Genomic DNA, 23095 nt, shown 5'->3' with positions numbered 1-23095 from the left:
TTATCTTCCGTCGTCGGTTTCCGGCAACGTAACGTTTAGCTCTAATACAGAGATATCGTCACCTTTATGCTCTAACTGCACGGTCACCATGTCAGGATCAATTTGTACATATTTGCAGATAACTTCGAGAATTTCCCGCTTTAGCTGTGGCAAATAATGTGGTTCGTTGTCTCCGCGGCGGCGTTCTGCAACGATAATTTGTAGCCGCTCTTTGGCTATATTAGCCGTTGGTTTTTTACGCGACAGAAAGAAATCTAATAATGCCATGGCTTATCCTCCGAACAGTCGCTTCAAGAAGCCTTTTTTCTCTTCATTTAAGAAGCGGAAAGGCTTTTCTTCTCCCAACAGGCGCTCAATAGCATCGCCGTAGGCCAAACCTGCATCGGATTCGAGGTCCAGAATAACCGGCTCACCTTGGTTTGAGGCGCGCAGTACGGACGGACTCTCAGGTATAACGCCTAATAACGGAATTCGTAGGATTTCAACCACGTCTTCAACGCTTAACATATCACCGCGGGTTACGCGGCTTGGATTATAGCGGGTTACCAGCAGGTGCTCTTTAATCGGGTCTTCACCGCGTTCAGCGCGACGGGATTTCGATGCCAGAATGCCCAAAATACGGTCCGAGTCACGTACTGATGAAACCTCAGGGTTGGTGGTGATAATGGCTTCATCCGCAAAGTACAGAGCCATTAATGCGCCCGTTTCGATACCGGCGGGTGAGTCACAAACAATAAAGTCGTAGCCCATTGCGTCTAAACCGTCGAGAACCTTTTCAACGCCTTCGTGGGTCAGCGCGTCTTTATCTCGAGTTTGAGAGGCTGGCAGGATATAAAGATTATCGGTGCGTTTGTCTTTAATCAGAGCCTGATTCAGGGTGGCATCACCTTGAATAACGTTAACGAAATCATAGACAACACGGCGCTCGCATCCCATGATTAAATCAAGATTACGTAGACCGATATCAAAATCGATAACTACAGTTTTCTTGCCTTTCTGTGCCAAACCGGTAGCGATGGCCGCGCTAGAGGTAGTTTTACCAACGCCTCCTTTTCCGGAAGTAACAACAATAATACGTGCCATAGCAGGTTCCTTGTTAAAGGGCTTAATTTAACGATTCGATTGTTAGTATATTATCTTTTAAAAACAGTCGGGCGCTGTGTTCATAAAATTCGGTGGGTATTCTTTCACTTAACCAATATTGACCGGCGATAGAGACAAGTTCGGCGGCCAACTGGGTACAAAAAATCTGACTTTCGGCATCGCCGCTGGCACCGGCTAAGGCTCGCCCACGCATCATGCCGTAAATATGAATATTACCGTCGGCGATCAGCTCAGCGCCTGCGCTTACGTGGCTGGTGACAATAAGATCGCAATTGCGGGCGTAAATTTGCTGCCCGGTGCGGATTGGGTTACTGATAATTCGCGTTTTTGCAGCCAACGGTGCCGCAGGGGATGGCGTTGCCGCTTTTGCCGCTTTAACCTTACCTTCGGTTAACAGCGCAAGACCGGCAGCCTGAACGGAAAGCTTTTGCGCTTCGGTTTGTACACCGCTGATACCGATAACCCTCAGGCCTGCGTTGGTTACTGCCTGCTGTATCTGCAGCCAGTCAGCCTCGTCGGAAAGGGTTGCGACGTTCAGAACCACGGGAGCATTATGTAAAAAAGCGGGCGCTTGCCTGACTTTTTCACTTAACGCTTCTCGAATAATCTCGGGCTCTGAATGGTGTAAATGAACCACTGACAGAGTAAAACTACTGCCTTTTAATTCAACTGGCGACTGTGACATCTATCTTGACTCATGTTGGCCTTGATTTTCCCGTGGTAGTTCAAGCTGCAGGTAAGGGTAAGTTGGCTAGGTTCGCTTACCCTAATCGCTTACTCCAAGTAAGCCCATCGGGATTCTCTCGCTTGCCGCCTTTCTGCTACTCAAATTACGTTGGGTATATCATCAAAGCACCGCTTAAATGTGCAATATTGTGAAATACACGAATGTAACTCATGCATGTTATAGTTAGCCGCATATCTAGGCAAGTCACTGACTGAATTAATTAGAGCGTAAACAGCGATGTTATGTGCAATTTATCGAAGTAATAAGCGAGATCAGACCTATCTCTACGTTGAAAACCGGGATGACTTCTCCCGTGTACCCGATGAGTTAATCAAGTATTTCGGCAAACCGGTGTTTGTTATGCTGGTTTCTTTAGATAAGCGCGACAGGCTGGCCCTGGCTGATATCAATAAGGTTAAGCAAGAGCTAACCGAGCAGGGTTTCTACCTGCAGGTACCGCCACCGGTAGCCAGTTTATTATCCACGCCGGAAAGTATCGACTAATGCGTTGCATATTTCCCAGTGCATTCAGTTCAACAATCAGCTCAACAGTATATCGGTTAACGAAATAATATCGGTTAACGAAATAATATCGGCTAACGAAATATTTTTAATCAAATCGTATTCAGGGTAAGCGGTAGTGAAATTATCGGCAATAACGGGGTTAATCTCGCTAATATTAGTAACCGGAAGTACAGGGCAGGCAGCGTCAGCCGAAGCGGCGGCCATTACCGCTAGTGCCAACGCTGAAACGCCGGACGTTGATCAAGCTAAATTTCTGGCCTACGTTGAGCAACTCAAAATACAAGCGCGGGCGCAGGGAATAGCGCAGTCAACCATTGATGACGCTTTTGCCCATGTCCATTTTCTCAATCGCATTATTCAGTCAGACAAAAATCAGCTTGAGAAAAAAATCACGTTGGATATCTACCTGCAAAAGGTTTTACCTGACACCAAGATCGTTCGTGCCCGCGAAATGCATAAAACCTACAGCGCACAGCTGGCCCGCGCCAGCGAGCGTTCCGGCGTTCCTGCAAACTATATTGTTGCGCTATGGGGAATGGAAAGCGGTTTTGGCAAATCTACCGGAAAGGAAGACGTTATCTCCGCCTTGTCGACGCTGGCCTTTGAAGGGCGGCGGGAAGAATTTTTTACCAAACAGCTAATGGCGGCATTAAGCATCCTTCAGCAAAAGCACGTTAGCGTAGCTCAGCTAAAAGGCTCATGGGCCGGTGCGATGGGGCAATGCCAGTTTATGCCCACCTCATTTATTCAATATGGCGCTGACGGCGACGGTGACGGGCATATTGATATCTGGAATAGCATTGATGACGTTTTTGCCTCAACGGCTAACTATCTGGCAACCGAAGGCTGGAATAATAAAGAGGGCTGGGGGCAGGAAGTCAAGGCCACTAAAGCCATAGCGCCATCGTTGATTGGTCTGGACGATGACAAAGCAAAAACGGTCATCCAATGGCAGAAACTGGGTATTGTCACCGGTAATAAGGCGTTACCCGGGCAAAAAGCATGGATCGTTCAGCCAGACGACGCGCAGGGCCGAACCTTCATGGTGTACAACAACTTTCGTACCATTATGCACTGGAACCGGTCTCTCTATTTCGCTATCAGTATTGGTATGCTGGCCGAAAAAGTTGGGCAAAACTGAGCGGTTAATCTAAGTTTAACGCAGGGTAAAAGTGATAGCATCGTTGACTACCTTCAGAGTACGGTAAGACAGCCCAGTTATTAAAAACGAATCAATCACTCAATGGCTATGTTTAGGAGTAGCAAACGTATGTATCAACATCGGGATTGGCAGGGTGATCTTTTAGAATTACCCGTTGGTAAAGTTGTCTGCATTGGTAAGAACTATTCCGACCACATCAAAGAAATGGGCGACAATGCTCCAAAACAGCCCTTACTGTTTATTAAACCAGAAACCGCGCTGTGCGATATCAAACAGCCTATTGCCATTCCTGATGGCTTCGGTTCAGTACACTACGAAGTTGAGCTGGCGGTACTCATTGGCCTACCGTTAAAAAATGCCGACGAAGCGCGGGTAGCGAACGCCATTGTCGGATATGGGATCGCGATCGATCTGACGCTGCGTGATTTACAGTCCGAGCTCAAGAAAGCCGGTGAACCGTGGGAAAAAGCCAAAGCATTTGACGCTTCTTGCCCGATATCTGGTTTCATTCCCGCGGGTCAGTTTGGCGATGCGCAACAGGCCTCGCTATCGCTCTCCATCAACGGTGAAATGCGCCAGCGCGGTAATACCAAAGACATGATCACCCCAATTTTGCCGTTAATTGCCTATATGAGCCGCTTCTTCACGCTTCGCCCCGGCGATATTATTATCACCGGCACGCCGTCTGGCGTAGGGGCCATTGAGCACGGCGATAGCTTCAGCGTTTCTCTTAACGGTAAAGAAATCGCCAGCCGCGTGTTATAATAGCTAAATACCGTCTGAACAGACGCCTGCGATCTCACCAATCGCAGGCGTTTACGTTTGAGCGAATTTTTTAGTGCCTAAACAAACCGGAATACCGTTATGACCCAATCGCCTTTTTGGCAGCAAAAAAAGCTGTCTAACATGACTGATGAAGAGTGGGAATCGTTATGTGACGGATGCGGTCAATGCTGTTTGAACAAGCTGATTGATGAAGACACCGATGAAATCTACTTTACCAACGTTGCCTGCGATCAATTGAATATCAAAAGCTGCCAGTGCAGAAACTACGATCGCCGCTTTGAGCTGGAAGAAGACTGCATTAAATTAACCCGAGAAAACCTGCTGACCTTTGAATGGCTACCGGCTACCTGCGCATACCGTTTAATCCACGAACAAAAACCGCTGCCCGCATGGCATCCGTTGCTCAGCGGTTCTAAATCCGCCATGCACGCCGCCAGAATTTCCGTCCGGCATATTGCGGTACCTGAAAGCGAAGTGATTGACTGGCAGGATCATATTATGAATAAGCCCGCGTGGGCGCGGTAGTATTGATCTCGGTTTGGCACAAACTAAAAGGCCATCCGAGGGGATGGCCTTTTAGCTATCAATTTACTTAGCTTACGAAAAAAAGCGTCTTTTAGGTTTAATGAACTGAGCAATAAAAACCAGTGCGGCAATCACAAAATAGAACGCAAAAATAACCAGCAACCACTGTGGCATTTCCATCGATAAGAATGACCACTGCTTTTCTGCGCAATCACCATTGGCAACAAAAACGGATGGAACCCACTGGTCTAGCGGTAGCCAGCTGGGGAATTTGACAAAAATATCGCAAGTATTAGCCGGTGACGGAAATAGCTGAATCATGGTGTGTTTCCACGTCAGCAATAGGCCTTCGACTGAGCTATATACCCATAAAATGATAGCCGTATAGCGCAAAGTTGTTGATGATGGTGATATAAGACCGACTAGCGAGGCGGCTAAAATTCCAAACAGTGCACAACGTTCATAAATACACAGCACGCAGGGACGTAATAGCATCACGTGCTGAAAATAAAGCGCCGTTGATTCAAATATAATGACGCTAATGGCCAGTAATAGCCAAGCGCCTCTCCCTTTAGAGCAACTATTTAGAAAATTCAGCATAAAAATTCACTCTATATGTATCGGCCCTGTTCCGTGACGGCTAGTGTAAACTAGTTTCATTTTTCTGCCATCAACCAAATGTCATTTACCGCTTAGTTTTGAGCGTTTTGAGATAAAACACAACATCGCAGTAGTGAAAGATCTAGCGTTCTTCAATTTTTTGCAAGCTGAGCCACACTTTAATCTAATGTTTATTCTTCAATAGTATATTGGGTTATAGGCTTCTGGTATGATGTGTACATTATTTTAGCTATACAATTCTGACGGAATAATACTGATATGGTAATTAAAGCGCAGAGTCCTGCCGGTTTTGCGGAAGAGTATTTAATCGAAAGCATCTGGAATAATCGTTTTCCGCCGGGAACCATTCTACCTGCAGAGCGTGAGTTATCCGAACTGATTGGCGTGACTCGAACAACGTTGCGTGAAGTGTTACAGCGCTTAGCGAGAGACGGGTGGTTGACTATCCAACACGGCAAACCTACCAAAGTAAACAACGTTTGGGAAACATCCAGCTTAAGCCTGCTAGAAACGTTAGCCCGATTGGATCACGACAGCGCGCCGCAGCTGATTGATAACCTGTTGGCCGTTCGTACCAATATTGCCTCTATCTTTATTCGGGCGGCAGTGCGCCATAATCCGGAAAAAGCGCGTGAAGTTCTGGCGCAGGCAATCTGTATGGAAGAGCGCCCAGACGCCTTTACTGAGCTGGATTACAATATTTTTCGTGGCTTAGCCTTCGCTTCCGGTAATCCGATTTATGGCCTGATACTTAACGGCATTAAAGGGTTGTACATGCGAGTGGGGCGTTACTACTTTTCAAACCCAGAAGCCCGCCAGCTAGCGATGCATTTCTACAGTAAGCTGTCTGATATTTGTCACGAGAAGCTGCACGATCAGGTTATGGAGTGCGTGCGCATTTACGGTAAAGCCAGCGGGGCGATTTGGCATAATATGCAGGGTAATATGCCGCGGGATCTGGCTGACGCAAAATAGTGGGTTAGCCGTTGAGTTTTAAATTAGAAGCTCGATGTAGTTTATTGTTTGGCTTTGTCGTAGGTTTCGTCCGCATCATCAACAATGGAATATTTGCTTTTTCTGGCGGCCGAGGGGCGATGTTTTTAAGCGTCAAGCGCTTCGGGCCTAGAATCCCTAGGGGCGCTCCGGTGGCTCACGCCACTACGACCCCAACGGAATTCTCTCCCTCAGATTGAGTTCTTTAAGACCCACAATCAGGTAATTACTATCAAGAAAAGGCGCTGAATTCAGCGCCTTTTTCTATGCAATTTCTATGCGATCGCTCGACGCTAGTGCTTCACCAACGTAGTGAAATAGTATCCCAACGGTATCGCCAGCACGTACAGGCTAAACGGAATTTCCTTCCACTTACCGGCCAGCACCTTAATCACAATATAAAACAGCAAACCACCGGCGATACCGGTACCAAAGCTATTAGCGATTAGCGTAATCATCACCATTAACAAAACCGGCAACCCTTCGGTAAAGTTGTCTAAATCCACTTTACGTAGTCCGCTGAACATACTCAGACCGATCAGAATCAGCGCCGGGGCGGTGGCTTCTTTTGGAATCATCAGGGCTATTGGTGTAAACAGCAGCATCAGCAAAAACATCACCGCGGCCGCCAGCGCGGTCAGGCCGGTTTTACCGCCCGCTTCGGCGCTGGCCGATGATTCAATCAGCGCGGTTGCTGCCGGAATGCCCACTATCGGCCCAAGGGCCGCCGCGATCGAGTCAACCACAAACGGCCGGTTGATATGCTTCATATTGCCGTGCTCATCGAGCAGGCCAGCTTTACCGCCAACCGCCAGCGTTGTTCCCATCGTTGAGAAGAACTCTGAGGCAAAAAACACAAACAGATACGGCAGAAAGGCAATATTGATCGCGCCGATTAAATCAATATGACCGAATACCGGCGCTAATGAGTGCGGCATGGCAAACGGACTGTCCGGTAGCTTGGTTACGCCCAACGGGATACCAATCGCCGTTGCGCTCAATATCGCCCAGAGGATCGCACCGGGAAAACGGCGGGCCTGAAGGGTGATTGCCACTAACAGCCCTGAAAGAGCCACCAGCGCAGGCGCAGAGGTGAAATCACCGAGCATAAACGCATTGTTCTTGGCGCTGGCTAACACTAAGCCAGCATTACGAAAGCCGAGTACCGCAACAAACAGGCCGATAGAGGCCGTCAGCCCGAGCTTTATTGACTGTGGTACCGAGCGGGTAACGACTTCCCGCAGCCCCAGCACGGTAAGTAAGAAAAACAAAATACCCGACCAACAGGCGATGCCTAGGCCCATTTGCCAGCCAATACCTTCGTTGCTGGCCAACGTAATGCCGACCAGTACCGAACCGCCGATACCCGGCCCGACAATAAACGGCAGGTTACCGTATAGAGCCATTAACAGTGAGCTGAACACAAATACCAGAATAGTCCCGGTCGTGACCGCACCTTTATCCATACCGCCTGCGGCCAGCAGCCCGGGAATAACCACTAATAAATAGGCTGCCGCCAAAAAGCCGGTAATACCCGCGAGGGTTTCCGTTTTCACGGTAGTATTGCGTTCACGGAGCTTAAACGTTCGATCCAATATTCCACCGCGAGATGGCTGAGACTGATTGTGTGACATAGTTCACCTATACTCCCGTTCCTGGGAGGAATTAAAATGATAACGCCAGCGCTTTATTGCGCCATTATTTTTGTCTAAATACGGTCTTATCGAGGCTCTGAGTCGGTTGACCATGCATCGATCAACGGATTAACGATCTCTCTGGTTGCTCCGTCAGTCAGGCCCAAATCGGTTAAATGAGGCCCGGCATTACAGGCCAGACAGGTACCCTCAATGGCTTTAAATACCTGGTAAGGTGCCTGCCAGTCGGCAACCTGAGCGCTGATATCGCGCAGTGCCTTAAAATCACGGGCCAGCGCGTGCGGTTCGGCGTCAGACAGCATACCGGCGATAGGCATGGCGACATGGGCGATAACCTGACCGTTTTGAGCCACGGCCATGCCGCCGCCGCTGGCAATCAGCGTATTGGCTGCCAACAGCATATCGGCAGGCGTTCGGCCTAACACCACCAGATTGTGGGAATCATGAGAGTAGGTGGTGGCGATAGCGCCACGCATTTCGCCCCAGTCTTCGAGAATCGCTAACTGGCCTCCGAGCTGGTGTCTGCCGTGGCGGTGCTGGACGTAAATCAGACTGTAGCCTTCTGGAATAACGGCGATAGCGTTTTTAACCTCAACGGTGACCTCGCTCCACTGGGTGAAACGAGCCCCTTTGATAATCCGCAGCTTCGCTTTACCGTTAACCATGCCGGGAATGCTGAGTTCAAAGTCCTGAAGCGTTCGGGGTGAAAGCTGAATGGTATTTCGCGGCACCGATACGCCCGCAGCGGCGTTAACCGGTGAGCGCATGTTTCGATCGCTGGCGACCAATCTGCCGTCAACGTATACCGACGTAGGTTCCAGATTACTGAGGTTATCAAACACCACCAGATCGGCGGTTCTGCCCGCGGCAATCAATCCTAAATCGGGGCGTTGCAGGCGAATTGCGCCGTTCAGGGTCGCCATGCGTAATACATCTGCCACCGGCAGGCCGTGGCTAACCAATAACCGCACCAGCTGTAAAAGCCCGCCGTTTTCCAGCAGCATATCGGGCGAAACGTCATCGGTACACAGGGTAATTTGTGAAGAAAGATGCGGCAGGCCTTTCAGGGCCTCAACAATTTCCGGCAGCAGGTAAGGGTGAGAGCCGCGAATTTCCAGCGTTAAACCGGCGCGCAGCTTTTCTAGCGCATCGGCGGCCGATGTCAGCTCATGGTCAGAGGTCACACCGGCCGCCAGATAAGCCTGCAAACGTTCACCGCTTAGCCCCCGTGCGTGGCCCTCAATGATTTTGCCGTTGGCTAATCCGGCCTCCAGAATTTCAATCATCCGCTCGCTGCCGTTGAGCACGCCGTGCATATCCATTACTTCCGCTACGCCAGCCACTTCTGGCCAGCTCAGCATGGTGTTCATCTCTTCGCCGTGAAAATCGGCTCCGGACATTTCCAGCCCTGGCGTTGACGGTACGCTTGACGGCGCCGCGCAGATAACCTTAAGCGGTAGCCCACGGCTCGACTCAATGGCATAGCGCACGCCGTCAAGGCCGAGCACGTTGGCTAATTCATGAGGATCCCAAAATACGGCGGTGGTGCCCTGAGCGACGACAATGCCCGCATAGCGTTCAGCGGGCAGGTGAGAGCTTTCAAGGTGAACGTGAGTATCAATCAGCCCCGGGCTAACAAACTGTTGCTTAAGATCGTGAATGTCGTGCGCCTGAGCAAATTGCCCTCTGGGATGAACGCTGGCAATCATATGGCCGGTAATACCGATATCGACGGCCCGAATTTCTCCGGTTACCATATCGACAATCTGGCCGTTGATCAGCAATAAATCGAAAGGAATTTTACCCAATGCCGCATCGACGGCGCGACGGCGATTTTGGCTTTGCTCTGGAGCAATTGAAGTACACATAAGTCACCCTGTGAAAGCAATATTCTGCTAATGTAGGGGGCTTAAATGCTTTTGCACAGGTGAATATATTTATAGCCTGATAAGAAAAACTTATAGCGAAGCAATCGTTTCCCTTTTTTATCTCCGGCGTACTTGAAGTGGTAGCACATCGGTTCGACGGCGATACTATTTGAATATCCCGTAAGGGGCTGTTATCTGAGGTTTGATTATGTCTGAGCCATGGCGGCGTTTGCCAGCACTGTCGTTAAAGCAAATTCAATATTTTGTCACGCTGGCCTCTTTACGCCATTTTACCGATACGGCAAATAGGCTCGCCATTAGTCAACCGGCGCTAAGCAGTTCCATCAGGCAGATAGAAACCGTGCTCGGCGGCAAGCTGATTCACCGTACCGCTCAGGCGTTAACCCTGACGGAGCTTGGGCTGGCGGTTTTACCCCATGCGCAACGTTTGCTTAACGTTGCCCACGGCGTGTTTGACGATATACAGCGCATCGTGGCTGAAGGCGGAGACGGAACCATTAGAATTGGTCTTGTGCCGTCGGTCAGTTCGTTGATATTTCCGTCAATACCGGAATTGATTGCTCGGCATTTTCCGGCATTACGCATTGAGTTTCACGACAGGACCAACGACGGCTTGCTGAAAGGGCTAGAGACAGGGGAGCTGGACTTCGGCCTTGGGGCGCTCGACAGTAGCGTTCCAGCCGGGCTAGAGGTTTATCCGCTATTGGAAGACGAGTTTGTGGTGGTTACCCGCCGTGACGATCCGCTGGCTGATTCACTACACCTTCCATGGCGGCAACTATTACCGCGCCATATCGCGATTTTTTCTAAAGGAAATATCAGCCGGGTAGTGGCCTCAATGGTCGAGGTCAATCGGTTACCGCTCAAGACATATTATCAGGTAGATTTCCTTGAAACGCTGTATGGCCTAGTGCGTTCCAAACTGGCGGTTGCCATATTGCCAAGGCTGTATACCAGCACGCTGTGCGATCCCGAACTGGTAGTATTGACCTTACAGCAGCCATCCCTTAGCCGTTCTATTGCGCTGATGAGGGCAAGCTCCAACAAATTCAACGATGGCTGTTTTAAGCTGGTGCTGGCTCACCTTCGTGACATTGTCACTAAATAGCGCGGTTTGTGCGGTTAGACTAACAGCGGGCAGCTGTCCGGCAGGTAGCAGTTAAGCGCCGCAGGGAGCACTTCAATCGCAAATTTTTTGCCGTTGAGCGGCTCTCCGTCGAGGTTTAGCATCATCTCATGGGGTGAGGTGATTTCTAGCCTCGGCATCTGACTAAATACAATATTGTCACCGGTTTTACCGCTAAACAGGCCAGAGATAAATTCTGGCAGCGAGTTGGCGGTGGTCAAGATTGAAAGCCGCAGCTGGCCATCGTTAATTTTGGCTTCAGGGCAAATAGGATGCCCGCCGCCAGCCTGCTTGCCGTTACCTACGCCTATCATCAGCGCTTCGCCCGACCAGTGGAAATCGTCACTAGTGATAGTACAGGTATCCGGTTTCAGGCTATCAAACTGACTAATACCGTGCAGCAGATAAGAGATCCCGCCTAACGCCGCTTTTAACGCCGGTGGGGTTTGAGTGGTAATCTGGGTGCCAAAGCCGCCGGTAGCCATATTAATAAACACGTGCTGATGGTTAACCATGGCTAAGTCTATCGGCGTCGCGTTGCCGGTTAGCGCCAGCGCTAATGCGTCGTAAGGATCTTCGGGGATCTGACAGGCGGTCGCGAAATCATTGGCCGTGCCTAAGGGCAGTATGCCAAGCGATGGGCGCGAGTCATGGGGGAATTTGGCCAACGCGGCCGCCACTTCATTGATGGTGCCATCGCCGCCGCCGGCAATAACGGTATTCACCGTTAACCGGCTGGCTTCCTCAATGTAACGTTGCGTATCACCCTGTTCCCACGTGACTCTAACGTGAAGCTCGTGGCCTTGCTCTCTTAGTTTGTCAATGGCGGAACGGATATCGGGGTCGTTAGCACTTTTACCGTTTAGCACGATCAATGCGCCAGAGTGTGAAGTCATGCAGCCTCCGAAAATACGTCAGGTAACATCATCCGATTGGGCTATATTATCGGTGAACTTTATTACAGGATAGTTGATGATGGCGCGGCTAATAAGGTTAATCCTTTCGTTATTCTAAATAATTTTCAGGTGGCAATATGATTGCAGTTATTTTTGAAGTGGAAATTCACCCGCAGCATAAAAATGAATACCTTGAATTGGCGGCCAAACTACGCCCGTTACTTGATGAAATAGACGGCTTTATATCAATAGAGCGGTTTGAAAGTTTATCTATACCGGGCAAAATACTTTCACTGTCATATTGGCAAAATGAGCAGGCGGTTGAGCAGTGGCGTAATTTGCATCTGCATCGCCAAGCCCAGACCAAAGGGCAACAGTTTATTTTTAAAGGTTATCAACTGAGAGTTGCTGGCGTGATGCGCGACTACGGGATGAACGACAGGCTACAGGCACCGGAAGACGGCCATTGTTTACACGGGTGATGACGGTAGTTTTATGTTTAATGGGGATTAGCGTAAGGGCTGAGGGGAGAAATAAAGTGCTAGCAAAAAAAGAAACCAGTCCAAGGGAGATTGGACTGGCAAGGAGGTGGTTTCTATTAATACAGATAATAGGAACACATCTAGTTATTAATCTTTAGGGTTGAGATAGTAGTCCCTTTATTTCCCTATTGATGTGATCTAATTCTAATATTTATTATAAAAATTAAATAATTTATAAAAGATGATGGCAAAAAAATCATTTATGCTGCATGCGGGTTTCGGGTGCTGTTTTCACCGTTCAGATTACGCATCAATAACGCATATTCCAGAGAAATATCATCCGGTACCGGTAGATAAACAATATGTCCGTTACCCGGAGCCACTTCCGTTGGCTGGCCTTTTGCCGTTTCCATTGATTCAATGGTGAAATGGATATTGCCCTGCGGCGTCATCATTTCAACGCTGTCGCCAACGGAAAATTTATTTTTTACGTCAACGGCGGCTAATCCGTTGCGGCGTTCGCCGGTGAACTCACCAACAAACTGCTGGCGCTCAGAGATTGAGTAGCCATAGTCGTAGTTCTGATGTTCATCATGCACGTGGCGGCGCAAGAACCCTTCGGTATATCCGCGGTGGGCTAATGATTCCAGCGTGGTCATTAGCGACTCATCAAACGGCTTACCGGCAACCGCATCGTCAATGGCGCGGCGATAAACCTGAGCCGTACGGGCGCAGTAGTAAAATGACTTGGTGCGGCCTTCAATTTTTAGCGAGTGAACCCCCAATTCGGTCAGGCGCTCTACGTGCTGAATGGCGCGCAGATCTTTAGAGTTCATGATGTAAGTACCGTGCTCATCTTCAAAGGCGCTCATGTACTCGCCCGGGCGCAGGGCTTCTTCAATCATCACCAGCTTATCGGTTGGCTGGCCTTCGCCTAGGGTTGGAGCGATTAAGGTTGGCTCGACGTTTTTCACCGCAATCGGTTCATGGACATGCACGATGTTACCGGTGTCGTCTTCTTTGCCTTCTTCAACCTTATATTCCCAGCGGCAGGCGTTGGTACAGGTGCCTTGATTTGGATCACGCTTGTTGATATAGCCAGAGAGTAAACAGCGGCCAGAGTAGGCCATGCACAGTGCGCCGTGAACGAAGGTTTCTAATTCAATGTCGGGTACCTGCTGACGAATTTCTTCTATTTCATCCAGCGACAGCTCGCGGGATAAGATGACGCGGGTAAGGCCCATCTGTTTCCAAAACTTTACCGTTGCCCAGTTAACCGCATTGGCCTGAACGGAAAGGTGAATATCAATATGAGGAAAGGCTTCACGCACCATCATAATCAGGCCCGGATCGGACATGATCAGTGCGTCGGGCTTCATCTCAACCACCGGGGCCAGATCGCGAATAAACGTTTTGAGCTTGGAGTTATGCGGGGCAATGTTGACCACAACGTAGAATTTTTTACCCTGAGCGTGGGCTTCACTAATGCCCAAGGCCAAATTCTGGTGGTTAAATTCATTATTACGCACCCGAAGGCTGTAACGAGGCTGGCCGGCGTAGACGGCGTCTGCGCCATAGGCAAAGGCGTAACGCATATTTTTCAGCGTTCCGGCCGGAGATAATAGTTCCGGTTTAAACATGTTGTATTCTCTCAGTCTGATCTCAGGTCAGAACCGCACCACAAGGGGGGCGGTTTGGGGAAAATCCCCGGTCGGCGATTGTAGTCTTCGACGGGGTGATTGGCAATATTGATGGGAATGAATCATGGCTGTAGGTGAATTTTGTTTCTGAAATCGGGCTACTTTATCTACCGATTGTAGGTAAATATCAATTATTGCTTACAGAATAGCTTTGCTTAATTGTTCATACTTTTTGTGTAAATGCTGATAGTTGGTACGTAAATCTTGAGACCAGAATGATTCATTAAAGTCATAGTCATCTTGATGGTCTCTGAAGAAAAACATGAGTGATTCAAAAATTTGATATAGCTTTATTTCATATTTAGCTTGGATCAGCATATTTTGACGACTATTGACCAGTTGAAAAAGCATTTTTAGATGCTTTCTTGCCTCGGTGAATTTTGCTCTTTTTTCCTCATTAGGAACGGCATCTACCTTTTCAAACTTTTGTATTAGGAAAAAATAGACGGGCACAATAAGCGCCTTTATACGTGCTATTTCTATTATTTCAGGCCTACGGTGAAGGGCGGTGATATTTTTGAATCGGGATTGCATACATGCGATTGGATTTAATACTCTGATCTTATCATGCGATAGCTGCAAGCCAGTATTTGGGTCATCGACTAAAAAAATTTCAGTATTATGGTAAAGCTTTTTTCCATCAAAATCCGTGTACTCAAATCCCGCGGGTCTGTCAATAATATCCAGAGTATTCGGCGTATTGGTTCCCGGTTCTGTAAAATACCGTCCATCGACTTCTTTAATATTGTGGGTTGATCTATCAATTAGAAGAAATCTGGCTAAAGAAGGCGGTTGGCCTTTTTCATTAGCTGAAATATCGATATTAAGCGAATTAGCGAAAGCGGCAATATCAGATTTTTTGGCTGAATAATCCACATCAATTGATGTCACTAGAACACTATCTGGTTTTGAATCCCCATAATATTCATGAAAGTAAGAAACCCAATACTGAACGGCTTGTCCACCCACAGTAATAACGGCGTATTCTAAAGTATTAGCCTTAGAAATGAGTTCTTTATTAAGTAGATATACCTGTTCAGTGACAGGTATTGCATTGATATTTGGCATAAAAAAACCATCAAAGAATGATGGTTTATTGTGGAGCAAATAGGCTATCTATGCAAAACTTACCTTATGCGGAAAGCGTAAGTTAGGCGAAGAACTATAGCGAGATTTTTGTGCCTGCTGTGAAGAACTTTCACCACTGAGCACAGCTTTCGCTTTTGCCTCATAGCGTTTATGCTGTTCTTGTTTCACTTTATAAGCATTCATAATCAGCTCGGTATATAGATGGGACTTGTGTATTTAATATACATGGTGCTATGTAGCAAAGCAAGATAGCAGCCAGTGCAGTTCTAATCGGTGGATGGCAGTAACTACAAAGACTACGCTTACCCCTCCCAGCGATACCCCATGCCATATACCGCACGAATAAAGTTTTTTTCCGGCGCAAAGCTTTCTAGCTTGCGGCGTAAATTTTTAATATGGCTGTCAACGGTTCGGTCCGTAACTATGCGGTAGTCATCGTAGAGATTGTCCAGCAACGATTCGCGGGATAGTACCTGCCCGGGGTGAGCAGATAGCGCTTTTAATAGCCGGAATTCGGCGGCGGTTAAGTCCAGCGAGGTTTGGTTGTAGCTCACTCGGAACTGGGCTTCATCCAGCTGTAGCCCGGTATTAACCGCTGGCTGTGGATCTCTGGCGGGCGGATAGCAGCGTTTTAAAATGGCTTTCACTCTGGCCACCACTTCGCGCGGGCTGTAGGGCTTGCAAATGTAGTCATCGGCGCCAAGTTCCAGGCCGGAAAGGCGGTCTATCTCTTCAATTTTGGCCGTGACCATAATAACCGGCACATCGGAAAACTGGCGTATATCCCGGCACAGGGTTAACCCGTCAATGCCCGGTAACATCAGATCAAGCAACACCAGCGAGGGGACGTGCTGCCTGACGTAAGATAGCACGTCGTTACCGTTATCAATCAGGTGGGTTTTATATCCGGCCGCCTGTAAATAGTCGATCAGAAGCTGCCCGAGCTTTGGCTCATCTTCAACAATCAGTATCGGCGCTAAACCGAGGGTGGAAGGCAACCGGGTATCTATCATAGTGAAGCAGTTCCTGCGTCATGAACCAGAGGAAATACCAGTTTAATTTCTAATCCGCCCAAAGGCGAATGCGCCGCGCTAATTTCACCGCCGTGAGCGTCCATAATATTCCAGCAAATCGATAGCCCAAGGCCAGAGCCTCCGCTGGCGCGGTTGCGGGACACTTCTGTTCGATAGAATCGTTCAAAAATTTGGCTAAGCTGTTGGTCGGTAACGCCGGGCGCTGAGTCTTGCCAGTATAAAACCAGCGCCCCCTTGTTCAGGCTACCGGTAACGCTCAGTTTACCGGCTATGCCTGCGTTTTCACCGTCGGTATAGCGCAGGCTATTTTCCATCAAATTATTAAACAGCTGGGATAGCCTATCGGGGTCGCCAAAGATGATAGCATCGTCAGGAAGGTCCGTTTCAATAGTCAGGCCCTTGGCCTGAAAGCGCCCGCGGTAGGCGGCAGCCGACAGGTTCAGCAGTTCACAGGCGTTAACGTTACTTTTGCGGTAGGCCAGCGCGCCCACGTCAGACAGCGAAAGCTGGTGGAGGTCGTTAACCAGCTTGGTCAGTGAACTGACCTCTACCTGAAGGGAGTTCAGCGAGGTGGTTGTCAGCTGGCGAACCCCGTCTTGCATCGCTTCCAGCTCTCCCCGTAACACTGCCAGCGGCGTGCGCAGTTCGTGAGAGACGTCGGCAATAAAAGCCCGGCGCATTTTCTCATTTTTTTCCAGCGTATTGGCCAGCTGATTAAAATCATTGGCTAATGTGCCTAGCTCATCGCCGCCGCTCACCGGTACACGGGCGGAGAAATTACCGGCTGCCAGCTGGTGGGTGCCGGCAACTAAACGCTTAACCCGCGAGAGTAAACTGCGTGACAGCAGCAGCGTGGCGATTAAGGCTAACAGGGTGGAGAGGGCCACCAGCATCCAACTGGTTCGGTTTTGCTGTTTAGCAAAGTTAATATCGGCGCTGCGGGTGAGCTTTTCGCTGGGGGTGGCAACAATCCAGCCGATAACGCTGTCGTTCAACACGATGGGTTTTCGGGTCGCCCGATCGGGAATCGGAGCGGAAGAGCCCGCAAGCCACACGTTTTGGTTATCAAATACCCAAAAAGGCACCCGCCAGCCGTGTGGGGGAATGGATTGCTCGGCGTTGCCGTCACCTTCATTTTGCTCCATGGCGCGCAGCATCTGATAAATCAGCTTTTCGTTTTGCTGTAAGAATTGCCAACTGCCTTCGGTTCGATAGCGATCGGCCAGCGCGCTGGCTAAAAGGCTAAGCCGCTGCTCGTTACTGGATTTAATATAATCGGTAAAGCCGCGTTCAAAGCTTAAGCGAACGCCCCAGTTCATGGTCATCAACACCAACATACAGGTGGCCATAATGGCTAAAAAGAGCTTACCGGTAATGCCAATTTTCATCAGGCAGGGCTTCCATCGCTAAACGTGACTATTTCTTTACCGAACCGGCGGCTAACTGCGCTTATCCAGCAAACTGTTTGGGGCGTTGTCTTTCGGAACCCGGGCAAAAATCAGAGTTGGAATCACCATTAATAGCCCGACGCACATATAGGTATACAGGAACGCCATCTGTATTTCGTGACTCCCGGTATTCACCTGATGCTGTGAGAATACCCCCAGCAGAATACCGGCGGTACTAACGCCCAGGCTCATTGACAGCTGCATCACCATGGAAAGCAGGCTATTGCCGCCGCTGGCGAACTCGTCCGGCAGGTCTTTGAGGGTTAAGGTATTCATGGTCGAGAAGCGCACGGCGTTGGTCATACCCAGCAAAAACAAAATAAACGGGATGACCGGGAACCAGCCGAGCAGGCCGACAATTGGGATCAGTAATGTTAATATCGGTAACAGTAAGGTCGCTAAGGTCAGTACGATGCGGTAGCCAAAGCGATTGACTATCTGGACCACCAAACGTTTGATGCTCATGCTACCGATAATCATCGGGATCATCATCAGGCCCGCATGAAACGGGCTGAATCCTAATCCAACCTGTAAAAACAGCGGTGTCATAAACGGAAGCATCCCGCTGCCGATACGGGCTAACAAACTGCCGCTCAGCCCCAGTGAAAAGGTGGGGATTTTAAACATGTTCAAGTCAAACAGCGGAGAATTACTGCGTCGGGCATGTAGCCAGTAAAGCCCCAAAGCACAAACCCCGCTGACGCACAGTAATGCCACCGTAGCCGGAGCAAGCCCCATACCGGAATGACCGTCCAGAGACAGGGTGATGGCCGCCATGCTGATGGCTAATAGGATAAAACCAATCAGGTCAAAGGGGCGCGGCGGCATTTTATAGTTAGGCATAAACAGCAGCGTTGCCACAATACCGATAATACCCACCGGTAGGTTAATCAGAAATATCCAATGCCAGCTGGCATATTGAACCAGAAAACCGCCCAGCGCCGGGCCCATTAGCGGGCCGACCTGCCCGGGTAAGGTCACAAAGGTCATGGCGGCCATATACTGGGCTCGGGGAACGATTTTCATCACCGTTAGCCTGCCGATCGGCACCATCATGGCGCCGCCAATGCCCTGAATAACGCGGGACCCAATCAGCTCAGACAGGGTTGCCGATTGGGCGCACAGCAGGGAGCCTAGGGTAAACAGGACAATGGCCAAAAGAAACACCCGCTTAACGCCGATCCTGTCCGCCAGCCATCCGCTGGCCGGAAGGCCAACGGCGACGGTCAGAAGGTATGACACAATCACGGACTGCATCTGTAGCGGGCTTTCATTCAGGCTCAGCGCCATTGACGGTAGCGCCGTGTTGAGAATGGTGGTGTCGAGCGATTGCATAAAAAAGCCAAGCGCCACAATCCATAGCTGTAGGTTTACGTTGGGCGTGCTGTCTTTCGGCATACGGACTGTCTCGTTATTTTTAGATAGATGACAACATCGTTTAATTCGATCCTAACTCGCGTCCATCACCACTTTGTACTGATGATAGCCAGTGCCACCAACGGTAATGGACGAATTAAACGTTTAAGTTGTGCACGCATCATGTAGGGGAGCTCGGTTAAACAGGCTAAAGCGTAATACCCTTGCTGGGCCGCTAGGTATTGTCATATCGCGACAATTATAGCCTGTCCGAAAAGAAAAATAATGAAGTAAATATGGAAGTTACGTCATAGTCACGTAATGGTTATGTCATGAAGCGTCAGTTTAAATCGGTTAACGTTGTTTGCCAACGTCACGCCGTCCTTGGCCGCCAAACGTTATTCACAAATGAAGTAGGGTAACGTACTGCTGGAAAACAGCTTCTTGCCATTATTCATATAGTGAATGGTCAAATGCGTAGATTCATGGCGTTCGGTGCTAAACCGGTAAAGATAACGCTCGGCTAAATCTTTGGGCAAATTATCCTTACTACCGAGCAAGATATCGGTGGCCACTAACACATAGCTATTGATTTTGCTTTTGGTGTAATCAAACAGAACCTTGCGGTCAATAACGTAGTCTTTATCGTTAACGCTCAAATGGCCGGTAATCACGTTCTCCCCTTTATTGTTATCAAAAGTGAAATGCATGTTGCTTTGTAGCTCGGCTTCATTTTCCTGATTCGATTTTTCATACAGGTAAGTGATGTTTGATGAACAGGTAAAGCTGTCTAGGCGATCGCGATAGATCAGGTAGAGTTCGCCAAAGAATACGACCGTCATGATTAATACAATAATCGCATACAGCTTGTTGTTTTTCATTTAACTTTCACCACGTAAAAATTAGTACAGGGCTGATTACCATCTTCGGGATCGCTATTACATACCTGTATCGATTCACGTTTGTCATCGGCGGACAAACTGAAATAGATATTCTTGGGCGTATCGCAGGGGATCTGAAACTGCTCAAGGCGCATTTTCAGATGCGGCAGAACGGTAGGTTTCTGGTTATGAATATACACATTGCAGGCATTGTATTTGTCCTGAAAATGGTAATCAGAAAAATAGCTTGGCTTTGATGAAAACAGGTGTGATGAAAAATAGAGCAGAAACATAAACAGCGTGATGATTAAAGCGATACGGACGTAGTACCAGACAAAGCTACTGACCTTCGGACGCGATGAAGGCTGGTCGTCGCCGTGTTTTGTGAGTATCGGATGCAACAGCCGTTCTTGGGCGATATGAGGCTTCTTTTCGCTATTATCGTCAAACGTACGGTTACTGGTAACCACCGTTAGCTCAACGTCGGTAGAAAGCTGAACGCTATGAGGGTAGGTAACGAGTATCTGTTCCAATTCGTTAATACGACCAAACGACTCAGCGATATGTTTTATTTCTGCAGCAACTAAATCTGTATTGGTAGGGATATTGTTGTTTTTTATCTGAGCTGACAGTTGTTCCAAAGGAACGATCTGATAGCCGCTGTCGATTAAATACATTAATAAGCGTGCGGCATTATTACTGAGGGTAGTCAGTCGCTTAGGGTTATCTAAACGGCTTAATTCCCCGGTGAAGGTATCAAATAATATCCGGCCATTAATAATGTAGTTATGCAAACAATCCCCCATTGATTCAGTAAATAAATGGTACGTTTAACTGAGAGGTTGGCTATTTTACACATTAAAATATCAAATTAAAGGCTAAACTTAGACTTAAATAAAAAGCCAACGCGTTGGTTTTTTATACGTGGGGGTAGCTAACTACCCCCATCGTTTACGGCTACTTATGCGGTTTGTTCCCCGCCCAACGCGTCAATTAACTCTTTGATCAGCGCTGCGAGTTCACCGGTCATCAGCGTGAAGTCCGCGTCAAAACGGGCGTTGAAATCTTCTTTATCAATATCTTGGTTTTGTTCGCGTACGGTTTCGGTAAATTTCAGTCGTTTAAGGCTGCCGTCATCGGCTAATACGAACTGAACGCGTTCTTGCCATTCTAGAGCCAGTTTGGTCACCAGCTTACCGGCTTCAATATGAGCGGCAATTTCGTCACATATCAGCTCTTGTGCTTTACAGCGGATAATACCGCCGCCTTCAAGTATAGCCTTCAATTCGGCTTCATCCTGCAAAATGAAACCTGCCGGTAACTGGCCTGAACGGACCCATTCGGTCAACGTGAGTTCGATAGGGCTCTCAAGGGTTAGCGGCACCACCGGCAGCGACCCCAGGCTTTTACGCAGCAGCGCTAGAGTATCTTCTGCGCGCTTAGCGCTGGCGGCGTCGACCATAATCAGGCCGTTAGCGGTATCAATCCATACGTTAGTTTGGTTAAAACGGCTAAACGCGCGCGGCAGCAGAGAATGAAGTACTTCATCTTTTAGCGCATCTTTTTCGGTTTTTTTAAGCTTTCTATGCTGTTCTGCTTCCAGCTTTTCTATTTTGGCCTGAAGAGCCTGTTTAATTACCGGTGCGGGCAGAATTTTTTCTTCTTTACGCGCGCTGATCATTATCTGACTGCCGGTGCTATGGGTCAGCGAATCGCTGTGAGAACCCATAGGTGAAACCCAACCGGTTTTCGCCATATCCTGGCTACCGCAAGGGCTGAAAGTAAGCGCCTTTAGCTGAGTTTCCATCTCATCGGCAGACAGGTGAGTTTCACGGCTAAGGCGATAGATAATTAAATTTTTAAACCACAACATATTCACTTCCGTTAAAAAGAGCGACGCTCTTTATTGGTTATAAGTAAAAACATAGTCGCCATCATAACCAATCGCAACTAGGGTTGTCGCTATTAGACTGGTAAATAGGGGAAATAAGCCAACGTTGGTTGGGTAAATCTTTTGAGGTTTTTTGAGACCCATGAAGGATGGGGGGATGCGCGTAAGGGAACTCGACAAATTTAACCGGTTGCTATGGTGGCTAAGCGCTGGTTATCCCGACCAAAGTCGGGACCTCGATGTTAGCTTACCAATGGATACTGAGCCGGAAAAGGTGGTTTATTAACGCGACCCGGCAAACGGATTAACCGCCGATTGCCTCTTTGGCCCTACGCGGTTTCAGTTTACCCGTTACCGGGTCGTAATAGCGGCTAGGCCATATCTCCGATGGGTGTACGTTTATTGCACTGGCTATCAGTGATTCACCCTTGGGCCAAGGGCGAGATAGCGCATTCGCCAGCGTAGATGAACTCAGCCCGGCTAAGCGCGACACCGCAGCTAACGTGGTGCCTTTTTTGTGCAGTGCGGCGATGATATCGGCAGTGTGCCAGTCGGGTTTAGGTTTTATTGAACGCCCAAATTGGTTAATAACGGTAATGGATTTATTCATGTTCAGCTCCCGGCGACAGTAGAGATAACAATGTGCTCTGTTTTTCCAGCACAACAAATATTAGCGATTCTCTTAATGCCGGGTGTTCAATACCCGACAATATATAGGTTAAAGCAAAGCACTGTTCAGCCAGCTCGGCCGCATTTAGCGGCGCGTTATCTATTAAGTTAAACATGGGATCTCCCTCCCATAAAAATAGAGTAACGTGCTGACGCTAAAATAAAAATCTTCGAGGCAGATCGACTATTCGATAGAAAATTCCGTGTAAATAAAGAGCGAGTTTCAGTATGCTGTTTCGCAGCCATGGTGTTACCTTTGATAACGTTGTGGTTAGAAACCCCGTTAGTGTTCCACCACTGCGGGGTTTTGTTTTATGCGCGAGTAAATACGCGCACAACAACTGTATGGATAGACAGTAATACAGTCAATTAAACAACGTAGAAAAGAGAAAGAGAATTTAAGATTCTGGAAATGGATCGCAAAAAAGGCGGGCTGGGAATACCTCAACCCCCAAACCCCTCAAATCCTCCTGTCGTCATCCCGTTTTTCAACGGAATAACGACCAGAAAAGACCGGAATGAAGGGCTACGACTAC

25 protein-coding genes are annotated in these 23095 nt (G+C 48.5%); 8 read left to right on the top strand and 17 right to left on the bottom strand.

All coding sequences use genetic code 11. The features are described from left to right. From minE to minC, 3 genes are read right to left on the bottom strand one after another with little or no spacing between them, the layout of a single operon-like run. Nucleotides 1–267, bottom strand: coding sequence for a cell division topological specificity factor MinE (gene minE / locus GVI43_RS14325; protein WP_159567537.1), 267 nt, complete (start codon nucleotides 265–267; stop codon nucleotides 1–3). A gap of 3 nt (nucleotides 268–270) precedes the next feature. Then, entirely contained in the window at nucleotides 271–1083 is an 813-nt protein-coding gene (minD, locus tag GVI43_RS14320; protein WP_159567536.1) for a septum site-determining protein MinD, read from the bottom strand. A gap of 22 nt (nucleotides 1084–1105) precedes the next feature. Further along, complete coding sequence (gene minC, locus GVI43_RS14315; protein ID WP_159567535.1) at nucleotides 1106–1789, bottom strand: septum site-determining protein MinC; 684 nt, start codon at nucleotides 1787–1789, stop codon at nucleotides 1106–1108. A gap of 279 nt (nucleotides 1790–2068) precedes the next feature. Between minC and GVI43_RS14310 the strand changes: the two genes are divergently transcribed. The 4 genes from GVI43_RS14310 (at nucleotide 2069) to GVI43_RS14295 (ending at nucleotide 4829) form a co-directional block, all read left to right on the top strand. Then, nucleotides 2069–2335, top strand: coding sequence for a YcgL domain-containing protein (locus GVI43_RS14310; RefSeq protein WP_159567534.1), 267 nt, complete (start codon nucleotides 2069–2071; stop codon nucleotides 2333–2335). A gap of 136 nt (nucleotides 2336–2471) precedes the next feature. Beyond that, entirely contained in the window at nucleotides 2472–3497 is a 1026-nt protein-coding gene (locus GVI43_RS14305) for a lytic murein transglycosylase (protein ID WP_159567533.1), read from the top strand. Nucleotides 3498–3626: 129 nt separating this feature from the next. Continuing rightward, on the top strand, nucleotides 3627–4283 hold the full coding sequence (locus GVI43_RS14300) for a fumarylacetoacetate hydrolase family protein (protein WP_159567532.1): 657 nt from the start codon (nucleotides 3627–3629) through the stop codon (nucleotides 4281–4283). 99 nt (nucleotides 4284–4382) lie between these two features. Next, nucleotides 4383–4829 (top strand): YcgN family cysteine cluster protein, encoded by a 447-nt coding sequence (locus tag GVI43_RS14295; protein WP_159567531.1) that lies wholly within the window; start codon nucleotides 4383–4385, stop codon nucleotides 4827–4829. A gap of 72 nt (nucleotides 4830–4901) precedes the next feature. Here the strand turns inward: GVI43_RS14295 and dsbB are convergent, their stop codons facing one another. Next, nucleotides 4902–5429 carry a disulfide bond formation protein DsbB gene (dsbB, locus tag GVI43_RS14290; RefSeq protein WP_159567530.1) on the bottom strand — a complete coding sequence of 176 codons (528 nt, stop codon included), beginning with the start codon at nucleotides 5427–5429 and terminating at the stop codon, nucleotides 4902–4904. 279 nt (nucleotides 5430–5708) lie between these two features. Between dsbB and fadR the strand changes: the two genes are divergently transcribed. Continuing rightward, entirely contained in the window at nucleotides 5709–6425 is a 717-nt protein-coding gene (fadR, locus tag GVI43_RS14285) for a fatty acid metabolism transcriptional regulator FadR (protein ID WP_159567529.1), read from the top strand. A gap of 311 nt (nucleotides 6426–6736) precedes the next feature. Here the strand turns inward: fadR and GVI43_RS14280 are convergent, their stop codons facing one another. Continuing rightward, nucleotides 6737–8077 carry an NCS2 family permease gene (locus GVI43_RS14280; RefSeq protein ID WP_159567528.1) on the bottom strand — a complete coding sequence of 447 codons (1341 nt, stop codon included), beginning with the start codon at nucleotides 8075–8077 and terminating at the stop codon, nucleotides 6737–6739. Nucleotides 8078–8163: 86 nt separating this feature from the next. Then, nucleotides 8164–9966 (bottom strand): adenine deaminase, encoded by a 1803-nt coding sequence (locus GVI43_RS14275; protein ID WP_159567527.1) that lies wholly within the window; start codon nucleotides 9964–9966, stop codon nucleotides 8164–8166. A gap of 208 nt (nucleotides 9967–10174) precedes the next feature. Between GVI43_RS14275 and GVI43_RS14270 the strand changes: the two genes are divergently transcribed. After that, nucleotides 10175–11095, top strand: coding sequence for a LysR family transcriptional regulator (locus GVI43_RS14270; protein WP_159567526.1), 921 nt, complete (start codon nucleotides 10175–10177; stop codon nucleotides 11093–11095). 14 nt (nucleotides 11096–11109) lie between these two features. Here GVI43_RS14270 and yegS read toward each other — a convergent pair whose 3' ends face one another. Next, nucleotides 11110–12009: a lipid kinase YegS gene (gene yegS / locus GVI43_RS14265; RefSeq protein ID WP_159567525.1), complete on the bottom strand. Its 900-nt coding sequence runs from the start codon at nucleotides 12007–12009 to the stop codon at nucleotides 11110–11112. Nucleotides 12010–12146: 137 nt separating this feature from the next. Here yegS and GVI43_RS14260 point away from each other — a divergent pair, with 137 nt between their 5' ends. Further along, nucleotides 12147–12491: an antibiotic biosynthesis monooxygenase family protein gene (locus GVI43_RS14260; RefSeq protein WP_159567524.1), complete on the top strand. Its 345-nt coding sequence runs from the start codon at nucleotides 12147–12149 to the stop codon at nucleotides 12489–12491. 260 nt (nucleotides 12492–12751) lie between these two features. Here the strand turns inward: GVI43_RS14260 and trhP are convergent, their stop codons facing one another. From trhP to rdgC, 8 genes are all read right to left on the bottom strand, one after another. Next, nucleotides 12752–14131 carry a prephenate-dependent tRNA uridine(34) hydroxylase TrhP gene (gene trhP / locus GVI43_RS14255; protein WP_159567523.1) on the bottom strand — a complete coding sequence of 460 codons (1380 nt, stop codon included), beginning with the start codon at nucleotides 14129–14131 and terminating at the stop codon, nucleotides 12752–12754. A 198-nt stretch (nucleotides 14132–14329) separates the two neighbouring features. Continuing rightward, nucleotides 14330–15259, bottom strand: a complete 930-nt coding sequence (locus GVI43_RS15800; RefSeq protein ID WP_211959105.1) for a hypothetical protein — start codon at nucleotides 15257–15259, stop codon at nucleotides 14330–14332. A gap of 323 nt (nucleotides 15260–15582) precedes the next feature. Then, entirely contained in the window at nucleotides 15583–16293 is a 711-nt protein-coding gene (baeR, locus tag GVI43_RS14245) for an envelope stress response regulator BaeR (RefSeq protein ID WP_159567522.1), read from the bottom strand. After that, the gene (gene baeS, locus GVI43_RS14240) at nucleotides 16290–17702 is read right to left on the bottom strand and encodes an envelope stress sensor histidine kinase BaeS (RefSeq protein ID WP_159567521.1); all 1413 of its coding nucleotides are present in this window, start codon (nucleotides 17700–17702) and stop codon (nucleotides 16290–16292) included. The genes baeR and baeS overlap by 4 nt, the downstream gene beginning before the upstream one ends. 51 nt (nucleotides 17703–17753) lie before the next feature. Then, complete coding sequence (mdtD, locus tag GVI43_RS14235; RefSeq protein ID WP_159567520.1) at nucleotides 17754–19160, bottom strand: multidrug transporter subunit MdtD; 1407 nt, start codon at nucleotides 19158–19160, stop codon at nucleotides 17754–17756. Between the two features lie 356 nt (nucleotides 19161–19516). Continuing rightward, on the bottom strand, nucleotides 19517–19999 hold the full coding sequence (locus GVI43_RS14230; RefSeq protein ID WP_159567519.1) for a FidL-like protein: 483 nt from the start codon (nucleotides 19997–19999) through the stop codon (nucleotides 19517–19519). Continuing rightward, entirely contained in the window at nucleotides 19996–20793 is a 798-nt protein-coding gene (locus GVI43_RS14225) for a hypothetical protein (protein WP_159567518.1), read from the bottom strand. Before GVI43_RS14225 ends, GVI43_RS14230 begins: the two co-directional genes overlap by 4 nt. A 167-nt stretch (nucleotides 20794–20960) precedes the next feature. Next, the gene (gene rdgC / locus GVI43_RS14220; protein ID WP_159567517.1) at nucleotides 20961–21872 is read right to left on the bottom strand and encodes a recombination-associated protein RdgC; all 912 of its coding nucleotides are present in this window, start codon (nucleotides 21870–21872) and stop codon (nucleotides 20961–20963) included. Nucleotides 21873–22047: 175 nt separating this feature from the next. Between rdgC and GVI43_RS15970 the strand changes: the two genes are divergently transcribed. Continuing rightward, nucleotides 22048–22176, top strand: a complete 129-nt coding sequence (locus tag GVI43_RS15970) for a hypothetical protein (protein WP_281351012.1) — start codon at nucleotides 22048–22050, stop codon at nucleotides 22174–22176. Nucleotides 22177–22194: 18 nt separating this feature from the next. Here the strand turns inward: GVI43_RS15970 and GVI43_RS14215 are convergent, their stop codons facing one another. After that, complete coding sequence (locus GVI43_RS14215; protein ID WP_159567516.1) at nucleotides 22195–22500, bottom strand: helix-turn-helix domain-containing protein; 306 nt, start codon at nucleotides 22498–22500, stop codon at nucleotides 22195–22197. Beyond that, on the bottom strand, nucleotides 22493–22675 hold the full coding sequence (locus tag GVI43_RS14210; protein WP_159567515.1) for a hypothetical protein: 183 nt from the start codon (nucleotides 22673–22675) through the stop codon (nucleotides 22493–22495). The genes GVI43_RS14215 and GVI43_RS14210 overlap by 8 nt, the downstream gene beginning before the upstream one ends. Between the last annotated feature and the right edge of the window lie 420 nt (nucleotides 22676–23095).

Origin of the sequence: Budvicia diplopodorum, from assembly GCF_009800925.1 — a bacterium.
Lineage (GTDB): Bacteria > Pseudomonadota > Gammaproteobacteria > Enterobacterales > Enterobacteriaceae > Budvicia > Budvicia diplopodorum.
The sequence above is the reverse complement of the archived record's forward strand: the minus strand, read 5'-3'. Positions and strand labels throughout refer to the sequence as shown.

Excerpts from the sequence above, each read along its gene's own strand:
- minE (WP_159567537.1), bottom strand. The coding sequence starts at position 267 with ATGGCATTATTAGATTTCTTTCTGTCGCGTAAAAAACCAACGGCTAAT.
- minD (WP_159567536.1), bottom strand. The coding sequence starts at position 1,083 with ATGGCACGTATTATTGTTGTTACTTCCGGAAAAGGAGGCGTTGGTAAA.
- minC (WP_159567535.1), bottom strand. The coding sequence starts at position 1,789 with ATGTCACAGTCGCCAGTTGAATTAAAAGGCAGTAGTTTTACTCTGTCA.
- GVI43_RS14310 (WP_159567534.1), top strand. The coding sequence starts at position 2,069 with ATGTTATGTGCAATTTATCGAAGTAATAAGCGAGATCAGACCTATCTC.
- GVI43_RS14300 (WP_159567532.1), top strand. The coding sequence starts at position 3,627 with ATGTATCAACATCGGGATTGGCAGGGTGATCTTTTAGAATTACCCGTT.
- GVI43_RS14295 (WP_159567531.1), top strand. The coding sequence starts at position 4,383 with ATGACCCAATCGCCTTTTTGGCAGCAAAAAAAGCTGTCTAACATGACT.
- dsbB (WP_159567530.1), bottom strand. The coding sequence starts at position 5,429 with ATGCTGAATTTTCTAAATAGTTGCTCTAAAGGGAGAGGCGCTTGGCTA.
- fadR (WP_159567529.1), top strand. The coding sequence starts at position 5,709 with ATGGTAATTAAAGCGCAGAGTCCTGCCGGTTTTGCGGAAGAGTATTTA.
- GVI43_RS14280 (WP_159567528.1), bottom strand. The coding sequence starts at position 8,077 with ATGTCACACAATCAGTCTCAGCCATCTCGCGGTGGAATATTGGATCGA.
- GVI43_RS14275 (WP_159567527.1), bottom strand. The coding sequence starts at position 9,966 with ATGTGTACTTCAATTGCTCCAGAGCAAAGCCAAAATCGCCGTCGCGCC.
- GVI43_RS14270 (WP_159567526.1), top strand. The coding sequence starts at position 10,175 with ATGTCTGAGCCATGGCGGCGTTTGCCAGCACTGTCGTTAAAGCAAATT.
- yegS (WP_159567525.1), bottom strand. The coding sequence starts at position 12,009 with ATGACTTCACACTCTGGCGCATTGATCGTGCTAAACGGTAAAAGTGCT.
- GVI43_RS14260 (WP_159567524.1), top strand. The coding sequence starts at position 12,147 with ATGATTGCAGTTATTTTTGAAGTGGAAATTCACCCGCAGCATAAAAAT.
- trhP (WP_159567523.1), bottom strand. The coding sequence starts at position 14,131 with ATGTTTAAACCGGAACTATTATCTCCGGCCGGAACGCTGAAAAATATG.
- GVI43_RS15800 (WP_211959105.1), bottom strand. The coding sequence starts at position 15,259 with ATGCCAAATATCAATGCAATACCTGTCACTGAACAGGTATATCTACTT.
- baeR (WP_159567522.1), bottom strand. The coding sequence starts at position 16,293 with ATGATAGATACCCGGTTGCCTTCCACCCTCGGTTTAGCGCCGATACTG.
- baeS (WP_159567521.1), bottom strand. The coding sequence starts at position 17,702 with ATGAAAATTGGCATTACCGGTAAGCTCTTTTTAGCCATTATGGCCACC.
- mdtD (WP_159567520.1), bottom strand. The coding sequence starts at position 19,160 with ATGCCGAAAGACAGCACGCCCAACGTAAACCTACAGCTATGGATTGTG.
- GVI43_RS14230 (WP_159567519.1), bottom strand. The coding sequence starts at position 19,999 with ATGAAAAACAACAAGCTGTATGCGATTATTGTATTAATCATGACGGTC.
- rdgC (WP_159567517.1), bottom strand. The coding sequence starts at position 21,872 with ATGTTGTGGTTTAAAAATTTAATTATCTATCGCCTTAGCCGTGAAACT.
- GVI43_RS15970 (WP_281351012.1), top strand. The coding sequence starts at position 22,048 with ATGCGCGTAAGGGAACTCGACAAATTTAACCGGTTGCTATGGTGGCTA.
- GVI43_RS14215 (WP_159567516.1), bottom strand. The coding sequence starts at position 22,500 with ATGAATAAATCCATTACCGTTATTAACCAATTTGGGCGTTCAATAAAA.
- GVI43_RS14210 (WP_159567515.1), bottom strand. The coding sequence starts at position 22,675 with ATGTTTAACTTAATAGATAACGCGCCGCTAAATGCGGCCGAGCTGGCT.